Origin of the sequence: Paenibacillus ihumii, assembly GCF_001403875.1 — a bacterium.
GTDB classification, from domain to species: Bacteria; Bacillota; Bacilli; order Paenibacillales; family Paenibacillaceae; genus Fontibacillus; species Fontibacillus ihumii.
In genome coordinates this window covers 376,081-394,628 of sequence record NZ_LN884298.1, presented here as the reverse complement: position 1 = coordinate 394,628, position 18,548 = coordinate 376,081, and the positions used below count along the sequence as shown (strand labels likewise).

15 protein-coding genes are annotated in these 18,548 nt (G+C 50.9%); 10 read left to right on the top strand and 5 right to left on the bottom strand.

Features of this window, described 5'->3' with window-relative positions; all coding sequences use genetic code 11:
- Positions 1 to 48 precede the first annotated feature (48 nt).
- The 5 genes from BN2762_RS06770 to BN2762_RS06750 all read right to left on the bottom strand — a co-directional run bounded on the left by BN2762_RS06770 (position 49) and on the right by BN2762_RS06750 (position 4,732).
- The gene (locus BN2762_RS06770; RefSeq protein ID WP_055106256.1) at positions 49 to 1,137 is read right to left on the bottom strand and encodes a copper amine oxidase N-terminal domain-containing protein; all 1,089 of its coding nucleotides are present in this window, start codon (positions 1,135 to 1,137) and stop codon (positions 49 to 51) included.
- An 83-nt stretch (positions 1,138 to 1,220) separates the two neighbouring features.
- Positions 1,221 to 2,024, bottom strand: a complete 804-nt coding sequence (phnE, locus tag BN2762_RS06765) for a phosphonate ABC transporter, permease protein PhnE (RefSeq protein WP_055106255.1) — start codon at positions 2,022 to 2,024, stop codon at positions 1,221 to 1,223.
- Entirely contained in the window at positions 2,021 to 2,821 is an 801-nt protein-coding gene (gene phnE, locus BN2762_RS06760) for a phosphonate ABC transporter, permease protein PhnE (protein ID WP_055106254.1), read from the bottom strand. Before phnE (BN2762_RS06760) ends, phnE (BN2762_RS06765) begins: the two co-directional genes overlap by 4 nt.
- Entirely contained in the window at positions 2,818 to 3,591 is a 774-nt protein-coding gene (gene phnC, locus BN2762_RS06755) for a phosphonate ABC transporter ATP-binding protein (protein ID WP_055106253.1), read from the bottom strand. The genes phnE (BN2762_RS06760) and phnC overlap by 4 nt, the downstream gene beginning before the upstream one ends.
- 151 nt (positions 3,592 to 3,742) lie before the next feature.
- Positions 3,743 to 4,732 carry a phosphate/phosphite/phosphonate ABC transporter substrate-binding protein gene (locus BN2762_RS06750; protein WP_055106252.1) on the bottom strand — a complete coding sequence of 330 codons (990 nt, stop codon included), beginning with the start codon at positions 4,730 to 4,732 and terminating at the stop codon, positions 3,743 to 3,745.
- A 202-nt stretch (positions 4,733 to 4,934) separates the two neighbouring features.
- Here BN2762_RS06750 and BN2762_RS06745 point away from each other — a divergent pair, with 202 nt between their 5' ends.
- The 10 genes from BN2762_RS06745 (at position 4,935) to BN2762_RS06700 (ending at position 18,543) form a co-directional block, all read left to right on the top strand.
- A complete protein-coding gene (locus BN2762_RS06745) occupies positions 4,935 to 6,548 on the top strand; it encodes a bifunctional metallophosphatase/5'-nucleotidase (RefSeq protein WP_055106251.1) in 1,614 nt (537 codons plus the stop codon).
- A gap of 195 nt (positions 6,549 to 6,743) precedes the next feature.
- Complete coding sequence (locus tag BN2762_RS06740; protein WP_055106250.1) at positions 6,744 to 7,022, top strand: hypothetical protein; 279 nt, start codon at positions 6,744 to 6,746, stop codon at positions 7,020 to 7,022.
- A 280-nt stretch (positions 7,023 to 7,302) separates the two neighbouring features.
- A complete protein-coding gene (locus tag BN2762_RS06735; protein WP_148499889.1) occupies positions 7,303 to 9,177 on the top strand; it encodes an SLC13 family permease in 1,875 nt (624 codons plus the stop codon).
- A gap of 220 nt (positions 9,178 to 9,397) precedes the next feature.
- A complete protein-coding gene (locus BN2762_RS06730; RefSeq protein WP_055106249.1) occupies positions 9,398 to 9,910 on the top strand; it encodes a DUF6773 family protein in 513 nt (170 codons plus the stop codon).
- Positions 9,907 to 10,101, top strand: coding sequence for a helix-turn-helix transcriptional regulator (locus tag BN2762_RS06725; protein ID WP_055106248.1), 195 nt, complete (start codon positions 9,907 to 9,909; stop codon positions 10,099 to 10,101). Before BN2762_RS06730 ends, BN2762_RS06725 begins: the two co-directional genes overlap by 4 nt.
- A gap of 176 nt (positions 10,102 to 10,277) precedes the next feature.
- The gene (locus BN2762_RS06720) at positions 10,278 to 11,279 is read left to right on the top strand and encodes a DUF3829 domain-containing protein (RefSeq protein WP_055106247.1); all 1,002 of its coding nucleotides are present in this window, start codon (positions 10,278 to 10,280) and stop codon (positions 11,277 to 11,279) included.
- 903 nt (positions 11,280 to 12,182) lie between these two features.
- Positions 12,183 to 14,492, top strand: coding sequence for an ATP-dependent DNA helicase (locus BN2762_RS06715; RefSeq protein ID WP_055106246.1), 2,310 nt, complete (start codon positions 12,183 to 12,185; stop codon positions 14,490 to 14,492).
- A gap of 310 nt (positions 14,493 to 14,802) precedes the next feature.
- Entirely contained in the window at positions 14,803 to 15,201 is a 399-nt protein-coding gene (locus BN2762_RS06710; protein WP_230202445.1) for a MarR family transcriptional regulator, read from the top strand.
- Positions 15,202 to 15,216: 15 nt separating this feature from the next.
- Positions 15,217 to 15,969 carry an SDR family NAD(P)-dependent oxidoreductase gene (locus BN2762_RS06705; RefSeq protein WP_055106245.1) on the top strand — a complete coding sequence of 251 codons (753 nt, stop codon included), beginning with the start codon at positions 15,217 to 15,219 and terminating at the stop codon, positions 15,967 to 15,969.
- Between the two features lie 900 nt (positions 15,970 to 16,869).
- Complete coding sequence (locus tag BN2762_RS06700) at positions 16,870 to 18,543, top strand: hypothetical protein (protein ID WP_055106244.1); 1,674 nt, start codon at positions 16,870 to 16,872, stop codon at positions 18,541 to 18,543.
- The last annotated feature ends 5 nt before the right edge of the window (positions 18,544 to 18,548 follow it).

Sequence of the window (18,548 nt, the reverse complement as noted above, 5' to 3'; positions counted from 1 at the left end):
ACACCTTACAGCGGAGTGTACCGCTGTGAGGTGTTTGTATTGAACTGCTTATTGCTCTGATGGCAGATCAGCCTCTACCACGATTTTGACAGCTTGGCTGATCGCAGGCAGGCTCTTTGTCATAACGGGCTGGTAGAACCCGATGACCTTTGCTCCTTGCTTGATGGAGCCTGGCTCTAAAGTATTGCCCTCCTTGTCGATGATGACTGTATCAGCGCTTAATTGAAGGACGATTTCATCCTGGGACGAATCGGTCAGCCCCTGTCCTTTGACCAGGTAGCTGGCATATCCTTGGCCATTCGTACGGATATCCTCAATGGTTCCGGCAGTTCCCAGCAGTTCGCTAGGCAGCTTGTCGTCCAGCACAGTGAGGGTGTAGGCTCCCGTCTGAGGCGGCAGGCTGAGAGCCATAGCCATAGAGTGATCGGCTTGAACGGTCATCCCGAGCTGCAGATCCGACCATTGGAGCTTCGTTCCATCAGGGCGTTGATATACGGTGTCCTCGCTGACCTTCAGAACTAGCCCATCGGGCCAGACTCCCTGAATATGAACTGAGGGATACTTATCATCCGCTTGAATGGCAGTGATAACGCCGGTGGTTTGGGCCGTTTGCTGCTGCACCGGCTGCTCTGGCTGCTGCGACTCCTGCGCCTGCGCTGTAATCGAGACGGTGCCTGCGTTGATTGCCACGGAGGCGTTCAGGGCATCTTCAATAAAGGCGGCCGGTACATGCAGCTGCCCCTTCGTCATTTCAGAAGCGGCCGGAAGCGAAGCGGATACTCCATTGACTGTATATTCCTTTGCATCAGTCTTAACGGCCGCGTTCATGCCGTCCTTGCTTATTGCTGCGGAACGATCGGCTTGGCTCCATTTCACGCTATAACCCAGCTGCTCTGCAACAGCGCGAAGCGGCAGCATCGTTACGTCTCCGTTCTGCGCTTGGTAGGCCGTTACAGGCAGAAGTGCTCCATCGATTTCAATAGTGGCGGCTGGCGCCTGTACAGGTGATGCCATTGGGGTAATATCCGCCGAGACGACGGGACGGCTTGCCGCAGATTCGGCAGCTGCTGCGCTAGAGGCGATTGCTGTCGACAAAGCCAGCATGGCCATGGATGTTCTCAGTATAGTCTTGTTCATGTTAACAATCCTCTCTAACTGTAATTTGAAGTAGCTACAAGTCCAGACGGGATTGTTCTTGGAAATGTTGCAGAAACGGATAATTAAACCAATTTTTTGCGGATAGATCCGGAGATCATGTCGATGATCGTAATCATGACCACGATGCCGAGCAGAATAATGCCGACTCGCTCCCAATTGCGGGAGCTTAAGGCGAAAATAAGCGGTGTGCCGATCCCGCCCGCCCCGATGATCCCGAGAATGGTGGCGGAGCGCACATTGATCTCGAACCGGTATAAGGTGTAGGACAGGAAGCCCGGCAGCACCTGAGGAAGCACGGCGAACCACATGATTTGCAGCCGGTTCGCTCCCGAGGCGAGCAAGGCCTCGATAGGGCCCGGATCCAAATTCTCGACTTCGTCGGCAAACAGCTTGCCCAGCATGCCTACAGAGTGCAGCCCAAGCGCTAACACACCGGCGAAGGAGCCGGGGCCAACCGCCTTGATGAACAGGATGGCCATAATGATCTCCGGGAAGGTGCGGATGAAGCTCAGAATCATTTTTCCCGAGCCGGACACCCATCTGGCGGAGCTCATATTGGCGGCCGCCCAGAAGGCGAAGGGGATGCAGATGATGGTCGAGATGAAGGTGCCGAGCATGGAAATTGCCAGCGTGTCCAGCAGACCCCGCAGCAAGTCCTCGCCGTCAGGCAAATACACGTAGTCCCAGTCCGGCGAGAAGATCCCTGCCACGATGGCCTTCGTGATTTGCCCTGCAGTTTCTTTGATGCCGGTATACGGTATTCCGGCGAAGGCCCAAATATAAATGATGGCAAGCGCGGTGTAGATCAGCCAGCGATAGGCTGGCTTTCTCGGCTTGCGCCTGGTTTGGTTTGCCGATTTTGTCATAGCAGCTTCTCCCGCAGCTTCATGCTTATATAATCGATTACAAGCACGATAGCTAATGTAAAGATAATGATCACACTGGTCTTGTCATATTCCAGGAAACCCAAAGTCACCTCATAATAATGTCCAATGCCGCCGGCGCCGACCAGGCCGAGAATAGCCGCAGCGCGTACATTGATTTCGAAGGTGTAGAGCACGTAAGAGGCGAAGTGGGCCTGAATTTGCGGAATGACGGCATATGCAATCCGCTGCAGCGCATTGGCTCCGACGGAGGTCATCGCCTCCAGCGGGCCATGGTCGATCGTCTCCAGCGCCTCATAGGTCAGCTTGGCGATCAGGCCCATCGAGAAGACTGCTAGAGCGAATATTCCCGGGAGCGGGCCAAGCCCGAAAATAGCGACAAACAGGGCAGCCAGCAGCAAATCCGGGATGGTGCGCACGAGATTCAGCAGGAATCGCACCGGATAGTAAATCCAGCCGGATCTGGTTAAATTACTGGCGCACAGCAGGGCGACGGGAATAGCAGCGATCGCTCCCAGCGTCGTTCCTACGAGGGCCATGCGGATCGTCTCGAGCATAGCCTGTGTAATATTGTTGAAGTAGCTCCATTTCGGCGGAAACATTTCCCGCAGCAGGTCGAGCATATTGGGAATTCCGGCCGCGAGCTCGCCGAGCGTCGAATCTGTCTGCATCGCGCTGCCCCAGAGCAGGAGCAGGATAATGACCGCAGTCAGCCCATGCTTCAGCCGGCTAGGGGCTTTTGGACGCGCCTGGATAGGGAGGCTTGGCTTGGCGTTCATACGACCCGCTCCTCCAGGAGCTCATCCTGCTGAATCGGCCGCCCATAGATGGCAGCGAACACCTCGTCGGTCGCCTCCCACACCGGGCCGTCGAAAACGACTTCTCCTGCTCTGAGCCCGATGATCCGAGTAGCGTACGCTCTGGCCAGGTCGATGAAATGCAGGTTGACGATCGTCGTAATGCCGAGCTCCTGGTTGATTCTCTTTAAATCATCCATCACCTGCTTCGTCGTCAGCGGGTCCAGGGAGGCGACAGGCTCATCCGCGAGGATGATCTTGGCCTCTTGGGCGAGCACGCGAGCGATCGCCACCCGCTGCTGCTGCCCGCCGGACAGCTGGTCGGCCCGTACATAAGCCTTCTCTGCGATGTTGACGCGGCTTAGCGCCTCAAAGGCGATTTCGGTATCCTCCTTGGGGAACAGCCCCAGCACGGTGCGCAGCGTGGAATGGTAGCCGACCCGTCCGGCCATCACATTACGCAGCACGGTGGAACGCTTGACGAGGTTGAAGCTTTGAAAAATCATGCCAATATCGCGGCGAATGCTGCGAAGCTGCTGCCCCGATGCCTCGGTAATCGACTTGCCGCCGATTCGGATATCCCCTTCGGTAATGTCATGCAGCCGGTTCATCGAACGCAGCAGCGTCGATTTGCCTGCCCCCGAGAGCCCGACGATAACGACGAACTCGCCTTGGGAAATGGACAGATTAATCTGGTTCAGACCCTTTGTTCCATTGGGATATGTCTTGGATACATTCGTAAGCTCTATCACTTATATAATCATTCCTTATACATAGTTTTATCGCGCAGCCCTGTCTGACGTCTCTAACAACAAGCACAGCCAGTCACAGTGCGGCAGCACTCCAACTGGCTTGCTCATTTTGCATACGGTGTCCCGGAGGCTTCCTTCCAATAAGGCAGGCTTACTCCGTTTTTACTTTCTCCCCGTATTCGCGCACGATATCAAAGGTGCTGTCCTCCGACTTCACATAACCCTCATGCGAATATATTTCCTGAATGATTGCACGGCCAGCTTCGTCCTTGCCGATATCAATGAAGGCGCCCGCGATTTTCTCGCTCCATTCCGCGTTCATGTCCGTACGCACGCTGACTGTATCGTTAGGAATCGGCTCGGTGAACGTCAGGACTCGGGTATCCTCGAATACTGTTGGATAATCGCCCTTCACGACATTCCTGGCATCCTGGAAAATAGCCGCGGCATCGACATCCCCGTTCAATACGGCGAGCACGCCTTGGTCATGTCCCTTGACCGTGATGGCTTGAACATCCTTGAGCGGATCCAATCCGGCCTCCATCAGCTTGCCGGCGGGCCATACAAAGCCTGCGGAGGAGGTCACATTCTGATAAGCGATACGCTTGCCCTTCAAATCGCTGACGGATTGAATGGCGGAATCCTTCTTGACGATAATCATCGCTTTATAGAAGTCGACGAGCTCCTCGGTAGGAGCGCCCGTGGCATCTTGAACGCCGTAGCGCTGAGCTTGCAGAATGACCTCGGCAGCGCCCTTCTCTTTGGCCAGGACATAAGCGGTCGGCGGAAGGAAGCCGACGTCTACCTTCTTGGAGGCCATCGCTTCAATAATCGTGTTGTAGTCGGTTGATACACTGACTTTAACGGGAATGCCGAGACGGTCGGTCAACAGCTTCTCCAGCGGCTTGGCTTTAGCTTCGAGCGTGTCCGCATTTTGGGATGGAACGAATTGTACGGTTAGCGTCTCCGGCACATATCCGGCGGCTTCAGGCGCATCCGCAGGCTGGCCTTGCGGTTGATTGGTTGGCTGGTTCGCCGCAACGTCCTTTCCGGTGCTGCTGACCGCAGCATTGCTGCCGCAGCCGCTAAGGAAGGCGACGGACAAGAGCAGGGGCAGAATGAATCGGGTTATTTTTCTCAAACGGTATGACCTCCACAAATCTATTTTGGATTACTCACTTAAACTATAGGAGAGGTTTATTAACGGCCCATCAGCAGAAATATAGAATTATGTAAAAAATTGTGATTTTCAATGCGGCCCAGTTAATATAATTCATGATTTCGCTTGATAGACTGAATAGAGCATAATTGAATCCGGTAATGGAAGGGGTTAGGAGACAGCGATGAATAATAAGAAGGTCTGCGAGGTTGAAATCCTCGTCACAAGCGACATACACGGGCATATTTATCCGACCGATTATAGGACGACGGAGGAGCAGAGCCTGGGCTTGGCGAAAATAGCTTCTCTCATTCAGCGGGAACGGCGGCACATTCCCGATTTGCTCCTGCTGGATAACGGCGACTTGATACAGGGCTCCCCGATGGCCTCGTATTTCATTAAGCAGGGGGCGAGCGTTCCCCATCCGGCGATTGCTGTGTTGAATCATCTGGCCTATGATGCCGCCGTTCCGGGGAATCACGAGTTCAACTATGGGCAGGACGTCCTGCGCCGGGTTATGGCGGATTCGGAATTTCCCTGGTTGTCGGCCAATATAGTCGATGCCGGGACTGGCAAGCCCGCCTTTGGCAGGCCTTATATTGTGAAACAAGCAGGGCCCTCCGATGATCCGGTCAAGGTAGCGGTTCTCGGCATAACGACGCATTATATTCCTCATTGGGAGAATCCGCTTCATTTGGAAGGGTGGGAGTTCCGCGACGCCCTGGAAACGACGAAGGCCTGGGTGTCTCTGATCCGGGAGACAGAGCGCCCCGACCTGCTGATCGTTTCATATCACGGCGGATTCGAACGAGATCTCGTCAGCGGGGAGGCATCCGAGAAGCTGACCGGCGAAAATCAGGGCTATGCGATCTGCCGGAAAGCCGCAGGAATCGACGTCCTGATTACCGGCCACCAGCATCGCTTCCTGGCGGAGCAGCTGGGTGAAGTAACCGTGATTCAGCCGGGCAGTCTGGGACAGGCCCTGGGTAAAATCGTGGTGCATTTGGAGAAGCGCGGGGAGCAGTGGGGCATATGCCGCAAATCGGCTGAGCTGCTGAGGGTAGACGATTCGGTTAAGGCGGATGAGGCAGTCCTGAAGATGCTATCCGGCCTGGAGGCCGAGACGCAGCGTTGGCTGGACCAGCCCATTGGCAAAGTGGAGGGAGATATGCGCATACCTAGCCCGTTCATCTGCCGGATGGCGGATCATCCGTTCATAGAGTTCGTCAATAGAGTACAGATGAACGCTGCTGATGCCGAGATATCCTGCGCCGCCCTTCTGAGCGAGGATTCCCGCGGATTCGGAGCGATCGTGACCATGCGCGATGTGCTGGGCAATTTCATGTATCCCAATACCTTGACTGTACTCCGGCTGAAGGGGAGGGATATCCGGGCTGCATTGGAGCAGACGGCGGCTTATTTCGTCATGGATCCGGACGGAAATCCTGCGGTCAATCCGGCATACATGAAGCCCAAGGCCCAGCACTACAATTACGATATGTGGGAAGGCATCCGCTATGAGCTTGATATCGCCAGGACATTCGGGGAGCGGGTCGTGAAGCTGACCGATCTCAGCGGCCGGCCTATCGGAGAGGAGCAGGAGTTCGAGGTCGTCATGAACAGCTACCGGGCAGGCGGCGGGGGAGACTATGACATGTTCAGGGGGAGGCCGGTTGTGCGGGAAATCGGGATCGATATGGCTGAGCTCGTCGCGGAATACATCCGGGAGCATCGGACGATTCAGGCAGGCTGCAACCATAATTGGAGAGTGATTGGGCATGATCCTATGGTACAATGACAGACATCAGGACAAGCTATATAAGATGAACTAGAGAAGGGGGATGCAGGCAAAGGAAAAAATGTGATTCTGAAGAAACAGCATTTTGTGCGTGCCTGCCATACATCCACCTCAATCATGCAAACTTATATAGAAGCAGCATGAATTCTTCTCATGATATGCACAACCTACCATAAACAAAGGAGCTAACTGTTGATGAGCGAACAAATTAACGAGCAAGAGCTGGTTCAATACATTGCCGAGCGTGCCCAGGCCAAGCCTGAGGAGATTCGCACCGTGCTGAAGCATGAGGAGGCGTTTATTAACGATGCTCATAAGAGCGCCAAGGGTGAAGTTGATATCGATGGCGACGAGCTGGTTGACTATGTGCTGAGCCGCCCGGACGTACAGCTCGACGAGCTCACCGTCGAGACGATCCTGGAGCTGGAGATGGAATATTTAATGGACAAGGGTCTTGCAGGCTACGTGGATTAGAGCGCGACTAGCGGCTTGTGAAAAAAAGACAGTCCAATCCCCTTTCCTGCGCAAGCAGCCGAAGGGGATTTTTGTGCTGGCGGGCGGCGAGCTTGATAGTCCGGGAGGGGCAAGGTTGATAGTCCGGGAGGCTGGTGTCAGTTTGCCGGAAAAACCAGCTCCTTGGCGAATAAGCCTGTTCTGGAGCCATATGCAATGATATGATAGTCCTGATGCGGATACTGGGAAGCTTATTACATAACAATACTGCAAAACCAACAGTTACATAGGAGGAACAACCGTGAATGGCCCTATGATTATTACTCTTATTATTTTAATCACGGCATCGGTGCTGTTTTTCTCGGGAAGGGTCCGCTCCGATCTCGTGGCGATCGGGGCGCTGATCGTATTGATGCTGCTTAATATTCTTACTCCGGCTGAGGCGTTATCCGGCTTCTCCAATTCGGTCGTGATCATGATGATCGGATTGTTCGTTGTCGGCGGGGGGATACTCCATACCGGACTGGCCAAGATGGCCAGCCGATTTCTGCTGAGGCTGGCTGGAACAAGCGAGACCCGGCTGCTGATTATGGTCATGCTCGTCACCTCGCTGATCGGTGCATTCGTCAGCAATACGGGCACCGTTGCCGTCATGATGCCGATCGTGGTGAGCCTCGCCATGAGTGCGGGAACTCACCCGGGCAAGCTGCTCATGCCGCTAGCCTTTGCCAGCAGCCTGGGCGGCATGCTGACGCTGATCGGTACGCCGCCCAACCTTGTTATTCAGGAGACGCTTCAGAAGGCCGGGTACAAGGGGCTGTCCTTTTTTAGCTTTACGCCGATCGGCATCGTCTCTTTGCTTGCAGGCATCATCGGCCTGCTGTTTCTGCGCCGCTTCCTGCCGGATCACAGGAAGGAGGAGGGCCGAACCAAGAAGAAGGGCCGTTCGCTGCAGGAGCTTGCGAGCCAATACCAGCTCACGCAAAATTTGTACCGTGTTCAGGTGGGAAAGGATTCGCCGATTCAGTCGAAAACGCTGCTGGAGCTCGATATATCCGCCAAGTTCGAGGTCAACGTCATTGAAATCCGCCGTAAAATTTCGGCAAAGAACCAGTTTTTCAAGACAATTAACCAGGAGATCGCCGGTCCGGATACAGTCATTCACGAGGATGACATTCTGTATGTCAACGGCACGTTTGAGCGGGCCGAGCAATTCGCCCGGCATTACGGGTTAACCCTGCTCGATCATCACGTTCCGGAGAGAAGCGGGCCGCCGTCGGATCAGGGTGAACAATATGCGACCAGCGAAGTGGGCATTGCCGAGGTGATGCTGACGCCGAACTCCAGCCTGATCGGCAGACTGGTCAAGCATTCCGGATTTCGGGAGAAGTATCGGGTCAATATTCTCGGCATCCAGCGGAAGGAGCAGTACCTCCTGCATAATCTGAAGGAGGAGCGGATGAGATTCGGCGATGCTCTGCTTGTCCAAGGCAGCTGGGAGGATATCGCGCTGCTGGCGGCGGATCAGGCGAATGTCGTCGTCGTTGGACAGCCGATCGAGGAATCGCGCAAGGTTACGATGGATATTAAGGCGCCGATCGCTGCCGGGATTATGCTGCTCATGGTGATTCTGCTCATTACGGAGCTGGTGCCTGCCGTGGCAGCTGTCATGATCGCCGCTGTGCTGATGGTGGTCTTCGGCTGCGTCCGCAATATGGAGGAAGCTTATAAGAGCATCAACTGGGAAAGCATCGTCCTGATCGGCGGCATGATCCCGATGTCGATCGCCATTGAGAAGACCGGAGCGGCAGCGCTGCTGTCCGAGGGACTGGTCAGCGTGCTTGGGGGCTATGGCCCGATTGTGCTGCTGGCCGGCGTATATTTTACGACGTCTCTGCTGACCATGTTCATTAGCAATACGGCCTGTGCGGTGCTCTTTGCCCCCATTGCCCTTACTGCAGCGGTTCAGCTTGGCGTAAGCCCGTATCCGTATCTGTTCGCAGTATCGATCGGGGCAAGCATGTGCTTTGCATCCCCGTTTTCTACGCCGCCAAATGCACTCGTGATGTCGGCGGGACGATATAAGTTCAGCCATTATATTAAGGTCGGTCTTCCGCTGCAGATATTCATCGGCGTGGTGATGGTGGCAGTGCTGCCGATATTTTTTCCGTTTTAAATCAGGAACGTCCTCGTTCGCAGTTTCGGCTGTGATGGAGGGCGTTTGTTGTTTTGGGGGAATGGCGGGCGAGATATTTAAGAAATAACAAAGACAGACATGCCAATGACATTTATAATTGTTTAAATGCAATATATATTTGACATTTAGACAGGTATGATGTAGATTTAGAGTGTAAACAGATGCAGGTTACTATATTGCGTGGAGAGGTTGTGGAGATATGAAATGGTTTACGTGGGATCCAAATCAAGGCAAACACGCGGACGAGAGAGTTGTTAATCTTCAGAATAAAATTTATAGAGAAGCCTATACGCTGATTATGTTGATCAGTCTGGCATCGATTATCGTCAAGTTTGTCATGCTGGGGAAAGATACACCGGTAATCACAGAAATCGTCATTTTGCTGGCTTCCAGCCTGTATTATCTGATTCGTTCGGCTTCCCTGGGCATTTATTCAGATGCGGTCGAGGTTCATGATCGAACGAGCAAATTCAAGATGAGCACCAAAAATATCATTGCAGGCAGCGCTTTGGGTTTGGGGTTGGCTTTGTACTTCGGGTTCCGCAGCGCAACTCTTTATGCTGATGGGGGATTGCAGTCACTGTGGTATTTCGTGCTCGTGGCTTTCGTCTCATTGATGATTTATGTTCCACTGTTCCTGCTGTTAACCTTCGGCCTTCATAAGGCTGCGAACAAAGCGAGCATGCATGTGAACAAGGAAGAGCTGGAATGAAGAATATCAGGATGAAGCTGGCAAGAGTCGAAAAGGATTTGTCCCAGGAGCAGCTGGCCCAGCTGGTCGGCGTATCGAGACAGACGATCGGGTTAATTGAGCTGGGGAAGTATAACCCCAGCCTCAGCTTGTGCGTGGCGATCTGCAAAGCCTTGTCCAAGACGCTAAACGATCTTTTTTGGGAGGAATGAGGACAGAAGCTGCACAGGTCTTTTTCAGGCTGGGGGGTAGAAGCGGCCAAGACAAGATCCTTCCTTTTATTTAGATTTGAAGCCAGGCTGTTCAGGAATGGTTGCTCTAGTAAAAAATCCCCACAGTTTAGCCGATAAATAAAGCAGATGGCTAAATAGAATGGGGGCCTATAGAAATGAGGAGACAAGGACGGCTCGTCTTATGCAGCATCCTGCTCTGCTTCCTGCTCGCCTCCTGCAGCTTGCTGGACGAGCTTAAGGGGGGCGCGAGCATCAACGTCAATGGGGCAAGCCTGGAGGAGGAGCATGCAGCTGCCAAATACAGCGCTTACATAAATTTAAACAATCTGATGACGGGCGGAACGTTCGATAGGGTAATCGAGAGCTATATTAATGAATTCGGCATGAATGATGAGATTTATATTAGCGAGGATTTTGACAGCAGCGGCTTTGTAGTTGCTCCCGGGCTGGAAGGTCTGGCGAAGACGGTGAATACCGCCGTGGATCGCGCGGCCGGCGAGCCCTCGTACGGGGCTGCAGATGAAGCGCTCATTCAATTAGGACCCGCCATGCTCGATCTGCTGGACACGATGACGGAGATATCCGATTACTACAGCGATAGGAATTTTACGGAGGATCAGTTCGCCAAGGGCAGGGAGCTGCACAGCCGATTTATTGCCCAATACTCTACATACGAGCCTTTGGCCGATCGCTTCTATCATGATTTCGACCAGGTTGCGGCCCAGCAGAAGCTGACGGATCTGGAGACGCTTAAGGAGCAGGACTTTCTGATCCGGTACTATGCTCTTAGCTTGGTGATGCGGGCTCAGGATATCGAGAAGGCTTTTTTTGAGGCTGAGATTTATGATGAGAACATTCTGGATTACAAACTGGAGGAATACAGGTTATTGTTTGACCTGCTGATCCATGACTCCAAGCAGTTTATGGAATATGCCGAGGATGACAAGAGGAAGAAGCAGGAGTCCTGGACAACGAATCCCGAACTGGAATCGGCCCTTGAAGAGGTGATCGGGACGGCGACCGATATCCTGACGATTCTAGAGACGAAGGATACGAGCAGCAACCGGGACAATATGTTGATTAGCAGCTATTTCTCGCAGGTGTCGAGCCTCATCGATGCCTATAATTATAATATCAGCGTCGATATGACCGAATAAAGACGGGGGGGTCCATAAGCCATTATAGCTGGCTGAGGGGCGCCCCTTTTTTTCAGAATGCTATCCGTTTTTGTGGAATCAACTTTTGAAGAATCAACTTTTGAAGAATCAACTTTTGCAGAATCAATTTTTACATGATCAATTTCTTCCTTACCCGCATCTCACTCTTTAGCTCATCTTATGCAAGCTGTTGAACTCGAACACGAAAATCCTATTCTTTGGCCTATGTTATATAAACTATCGAATTCGCAAACTAAATCCTCATTCTTTGGCCTATATGTCTAAGCTATCCAACTCAAACACGAAATGGAATTCATGTATCTAATTATGCTCTAGGCAATTGTTTTAGGGGAATAGATGGATTTCATGTATTTAAAATCAAGAATCTTGCTCCTGATGGATATTTTCTTTCTTCTAACGACATGAAATCCATTTAAATCTACTTTCCTTTCTTTGCCGCAGAAACTAACTACTATAAATCCATTTAAACGAGAAATCCGCAATTCATACTCACTAGACGGGGGAATCCACGATACGGGGAAATCCGTGGTTCATGCTCACTAGACGGAAATCCTTGGGTTATGCTCACTGACTGGGGAACCCGCGGGTCATACTTACCAGACGGAGTCCACGGTCACTCACTAGACTGCGAAATCTGCAATTCTTACTCACTAGACGGGGAAATCCGCGATTCATACTCACTAGAACGAGAAAACCCCGCTTCATGCTCGGCGTAGAGAGGGGGAGGTGGAGAGAGGTGTTTGCTCACATCAACCTGCTAAAGATAAATTTACGTTCTATGCGCGAAAAGTGGCGTTTAGCGAAGAATTGGCGTTAACCCCTGCGGATCATGGTATACTATAGAGAACAAATGTTCTTTCAAATGATCGGCAGGTGAGAAGGATGGTCCAGCGTGTAGAACTCGCTGTCCGTCAACTGGTTGAGCACGTGTTCCGAAGCGGGAGCCTCGAGGGCGGGTTTCGGAGCGTCTCCTCCTTGACGGAGGGCACGAAGGTGCATCAGAGGATACAAAAGACATACGGAGAACTGGATCAGAAGGAGGTCTACCTGTCTTTGGAGATCTCCCACGGCGGGTTCATATTCGTGCTGGATGGGCGCTGTGACGGTCTGCTGGTCAGTGAGGACGGGAAGGTCACGATCGACGAGATCAAATCCACGGCTATGGAGCTGGAGGGGATTGAGCCGGACACCTTCCCGGTTCATTGGGCGCAGGCGAAATGCTATGCCTATATGTATGCCAGCATAAATGATGTCCCGGAGCTGGACATGCAGTTAACGTATGTTCAAGTCGGTACGAACGAGCACAAGCGATTCGTGCAGACGATGACGAGGGACCAATTGGAGGCTTTCGTAGCTGATGTCGTGCAGAAATACGCTCCTTACGCGGAAATGCTGCATCGACACCAGACGAGGCGGGATGCGAGCATCACAGGCCTGGATTTTCCCTTCCCCGCCTATCGTAAAGGGCAGCGGAAGCTGGCGGGCGCAGTGTATGCTTCTATTGCCGAAGGAGCCAAGCTGTTTGCCGAGGCACCGACGGGCATCGGGAAGACGATGTCGACGATCTTCCCGGCGGTAAAAGCGATTGGAACCGGGCTGCTGCAGCGGATATTCTACCTTACGGCCAAGACGATCACCCGGACTGCGGCCGAGGAGGCCTTTGCCCGGCTGCAGGCTGGAGGGCTTCATCTTCATGCGGTGACCATTACGGCAAAGGAGAAGATTTGCTTTCAAGAGCAGATCAGCTGCCGGAAAGAGGACTGCATTTATGCGGACGGCTATTATGATCGGGTAAACGTAGCCATTCTGGATATGCTCGGACATGAGACGCTGATCGACCGCGGAGTGGTTGAGGCGTATGCCCGCAAGCACCGCGTCTGTCCGTTTGAATTTTCGCTCGACGCGGCGTATGCCGCTGATGCGGTCATTTGCGATTATAATTATATTTTCGATCCGCGGGTATCCTTGAAGCGGCAGATGGCCGAGTATAAGCGCCATACCGCGCTGCTTGTGGATGAAGCGCATAATCTGGTGGACCGCTCCAGGGAGATGTTCTCCAGCGCGCTGGGAAAGTCGGCATTTCTCGCTTTGCAGCGGGAGTATAAGGCCGTGAACAAGGGAGTATTCGCAGCGGCCAAGGCGGTGAACAGCTATTTTATTCGCCAGAGGAAGCGTGCAGAGGAGAAGCATTTGATCGAGCGCGAGGCTCCGGTAGAACTGCTGGAGCTTATTGAGGATTTTGTCCAGCAAGCCGAGCGTGAATTGGCGGCCGGAGCAGGGCGGCTTGTTCCGGAGACCGGATCGCTGCTGCTCGATACATACTTTGAAGCCGTCCATTTTGTAAAAATCGGCAAGTTGTATGATGAGCGCTATGTAACGTATTTAGAGGCTTCCAGCCATGAGGTGCGGATCAAGCTGCTCTGCCTGGATCCCGCTCATTTGCTGCGGGAAGTGGGCAAGGGCTACCGCTCGCATATTTATTTCTCGGCGACGTTATCCCCGATCGGCTTCTACAGAGATATGCTGGGAGCGGACAGCCATGATTATACGGTGACCGTTCCATCTCCTTTCTCCAAAGAGCAACTGGAGGTTGTCCTGCTGCCCTTGTCTACACGCTATCGTGACCGGGAGGCAACAGCAGCGCCGCTTGCGGCTTATCTGCAGCAATTAACGGAGAGGCGGCCCGGAAACTATTTATTCTTTTTTCCTTCCTATGCTTATATGAATACAGTTTACGAGCGCTTTATGAGCGGAGCTCCCAAGGCGGAAACGATCCTGCAGCATGGGGACATGGCCGAGGAAGAGCGGGAGAAATATTTGGCTGCGTTTGAGGCAGGCGGATCGGGGACGTTAGCGGGGTTCGCGGTGATGGGAGGCATATTCTCCGAAGGCGTGGACCTGGTGGGCAGCCGCTTGACGGGCGTCGTCGTTGTGGGTGTAGGCATGCCGCAAATCGGCCTGGAGCGGAATATCATGCGGAGCTATTTCGACCGGACGGGCAGGAACGGATTTGACTATGCCTATGTGTATCCGGGCATGAACAAGGTTCTTCAGGCGGGAGGGCGGCTGATTCGCTCTGAGCAGGATACCGGATTGCTCGTGCTGGTCGATGATCGGTACCTGCAGCCGCATTACGCCAGGCTTCTCCCAGAGCAGTGGAGGGAGCATACCGTTATTTCGCAGCAGCCCTAGCTGTGTCGTGCTCAAGCAGTACCCCATAGTTACGTGCATTCTGAGGAGCCATACCGGGCCTGCCAAAGGGCTCGGAAGGCTCCTTTTTGCATATAACAGGGTATAAATTCAGATTAGTGACACAAAATGGACAGGAGAGCTTCCAGGACCTGCAGGTTGACTCTGGATCACCTGAGATTTAAGATAAAAACATAATAGTTCAACGGTTTAAACTATTATTATCTATTAATTAATTTTTTGAATATACCGCAAATCGAGGTGATGGATGCTGGATAAGCAGGAACGCTTGTCAGCTATGATCTCTGACTGCATGAACCGGTTTGTAGTCGGGTATGCTAAAATGCTCGACCAAGATTTAACGGCTCCCCAGTATTTGATTCTTCAAATTTTATCCGAAAATGAGCCGAAAAGCTGCTCAGAGCTGGCTGAGGAACTAGACGTCACGCTGCCGGCGATCACGAATCTGTCCAATAAGCTCGCAGGCAAAGGCTATATTGAGCGCATTACGCCGGATACCGACCGGCGCAGCGTATATCTGCGGCTTACGGAGGAAGGCCGCAAAGTGATGACAAGAATGCTTGAGAGATACCAAGAGCTGACCAAGCCGATGCGGGATCATCTGACGGAGCAGGAAACCGACGCATTGTTGAGTGCCTTCGAGAAGATGACGAGCTTGCTGCCCATCGGCAAGGGCAGAGGATATAAATGACAGGAGGATGCTAGCATGGGTAGATTGGATAATAAAGTAGCTATTATTACAGGTGCGGCCGGGGGAATGGGAAAGGCGGATGCACTGTTGTTCGCCAAAGAAGGAGCCAAGGTGGCCATCTCCGATATCCAGGAGGATAAAATCCAGGAGGTTGTTCGGGAAATTGAGCAGAACGGCGGCGAGGCGATCGGCTTTGCCCATAACGTAGCTTCTGAAGAAGACTGGATTCGCGTTGTGGAGGGCACGATAGCGAAATTCGGCAAAATCGATATTCTGGTCAATAACGCCGGGGTTTCCAATCCGACGCCTTTCCTGGAGCTCACAGTTGAGCAGTGGGAGAAGACCATGTCGATTAACGTCACCAGTATCTTTCTCGGGCAAAAGTATGTTATCCCGCATATGATCGATAACGGCGGCGGCTCGATTGTTAATATTTCCTCCATCGCGGGGCTTACGGGCGGCAGCGGTTCAGGACCTTATACTGCAAGCAAGGGGGCGGTCCGCATGCTCACCAAGGCTACGGCCGTAGACTTTGCCAAGCATAATATCCGCGTAAACTCGGTGCATCCCGGCTTTATCGAAACGCCGATGACTGTCGATTTAATGGCCGACGAAAAAATGAGAAACTGGTTCCTTTCGATGACGCCCCTTCCGCGGCTGGGCAAGGCAGAGGATATTGCGGCAGGCGTGCTGTTCCTCGCCTCGGACGAGTCCTCCTACATTACGGGGGTCGAGCTGCCGATCGACGGCGGATATGTGGCGAAGTAGGAGTTGAAGTGGTTTAATAAAGACAGTTATAAATACAATTCGTAGGAATAAAAATAAAGCGGCCTGTGTCTACTAATTTAGTAGATACAGGCCATTTTTTGAAGTTTAATGTTAAGAGTCCTCGCTGAGAATGTATCTATACCGAACTACTGATTTGCGTCATTTGATGTAGTCTTTCCATGTCGAAATAAATTTTGAATGTGTTCTGGAGGACGGAAATGGGTGGAAAATTCCTTTTTTAACCCTTGGGTAACGACTTCTTATTTTAGTGAAGGACGGAAATTCGCTTAAAAGATAGATAATGGACCTGTTAATTTTAACATTTAAAGAAGTAGACTTTCTTGTAGAATATGCAAAATGACTTCCCTCCCTTGAAGTTTTCTATTTAGATCATTTGAAAACTTCCGCTAGATCAGGGTGAAGTCCCTTTTTATACTCAAAAATCCTTCAATAAAAACTTAGCTAATCAGTTTTTCGAAGACCTGGTCATCTGTAGTCTACTTATAAATCGGGATATCTACCCTGCGACATTGATAGACTGACCTCGACAGCACTGTCGATCGTAACGTGACTCCCATCGATGATTCCTTCTTACGACTGATCTTTTGCTGCAGTGTTTGTAACTAATGGCAGGTAGGAAGGAGGAAAGGATTTGATGTGCAGGAAGGAGTAGCTAAGGAGTAAGGGAGTGTTTAATGGAGTTTTGTTTTGGGAACTTGTGCAATTAACCTGTTTTTTTTGCTAACTTTAGATGTAATAATCAATTGTGTTACAAAATCCAGCATAATAATATTTTGTTAAATTGATCCAATAGATTAACAATGATAATATACTTTATAGGAAATCAATTACTGTAGATTCATTACTTTTGAACTACTAGAGATTCGTAAGGAGCGCGACATGAATTCTTTCGTACAATATCTCGATCAATTTAATGTCCTTTCCCCAAACCATGCGAAGATATACGACGAGTACACCCAAAGTACGGATCAATATCGATTTGCAATCGATACCAACATTGAACAGTTTTTATTGACGTTGTTTAATGAAGATCCTCGTAGTGTGATCATGACGGGTAATGCTGGTGATGGCAAAACTCGCCTATGTCGTACTATATATGAGCGAATTACGGGGAAGCAATTGCTAAAATGGCCGGATAGCGGAATATTAGAAGCTTCGTTCAACAAGGGTAAATTACGGATTGTAAAAGATTTATCGGAGCTTACTGATGCAGTAATCTTTGAAGAGCTTCAATTTCTGCAAGAAATGATAGCTGATGGGCACGAGAGTAGACTCTATTATTTGATTGCTGCTAACGAAGGCAAGCTCACCAAGTTTCTATCCCAGCATCTTGAGTTGCTTACATTGTCCCAAATGGTAAATAAAAGGTTTCTAGATCATAAGTCTAACGATAAGCACCTCCACCTGGTTAATTTACAGGATGTTACTTCCTCAATATATGCGGCTCGCATCATGGAAGAATGGAACCGTGAGGATAACTGGGTTGCCTGTGAGACTTGCACCCGGAAGAAAAATTGCGTGATTCAGTTAAATCATCGACGTTTGTCACAGCCGTTAATACGAAACCGGCTTGTCGAACAGTATCGGTTGTTGGATTGCTTAGGTATTCACGTCACTATGCGTGAGATACTCATACATATTAGTTATGTATTGACTGGGGGACTCACCTGTGAGCAAGTAATGAGTGCCGGGTATAGAGATATCGAAAAACATGCGAGGCTAGCCTACTATGATAATTTTTATGGGGTGAATATGAAGGAAAATGGAGCCGGAGAGCAAGGGGCTATCCGTTACTTTAAGCACCTTGATCCTGGTAAGCTGTCTATCTCATCGATTGATGATTATTTGTTGAACGGGGACATTAGTGGAGACAATCTAATCGTTCAAAAGCATCAGATGTTATTTGATGATGAAATTGATTTACTGTTCGGTTATTACCGTAAGTTAATCGAAAGATATCGGATTCAAGATCCGGACAAGGAATCGCTGGAGATTTTCGATCAAATGCCCAAATTCAGACGTAAGTATTTTTTTGAGACAGGTGAGCAAGACAAACGCACACGAGAAATGCTAACTCCTTATTTACATTTCTATCGGTTTCTCGATTGCTTAAAGGACAGGCAGACTCTTGCATCAACGAGGAAAGAACTCATTCAAGGATTGAATCATAACTTTTCCAAAAAACTGATCAGTCGTGGCGAAACTAATTTGTATGTAGTAAATGAAAATCTACTAATTCATGAAAGCTACTCCCCAAGCCAAGTGAGGCTTTCAATAGATGAAGAACGGACGGATATTGATTACTTACCATCAAAGATGTTTATAACAGTAAACCAGGAAACGAGGTTAGAGGTCAAACTACCGGTATTCGAATACTTACTACGATTAGCCGGAGGAGGACTATTCGTTACATTAAAACAAGAGGTCGATATTTTGCTTGGCACCTTCAAGAATGATTTGATAAATCGTAGCGAATTGGATGAATTTAGTTTGCAGGTATTCGCAATAGATCCAAATAAAGGCGTGTACAAGCCATATGAAATCGACATTTGATGCGG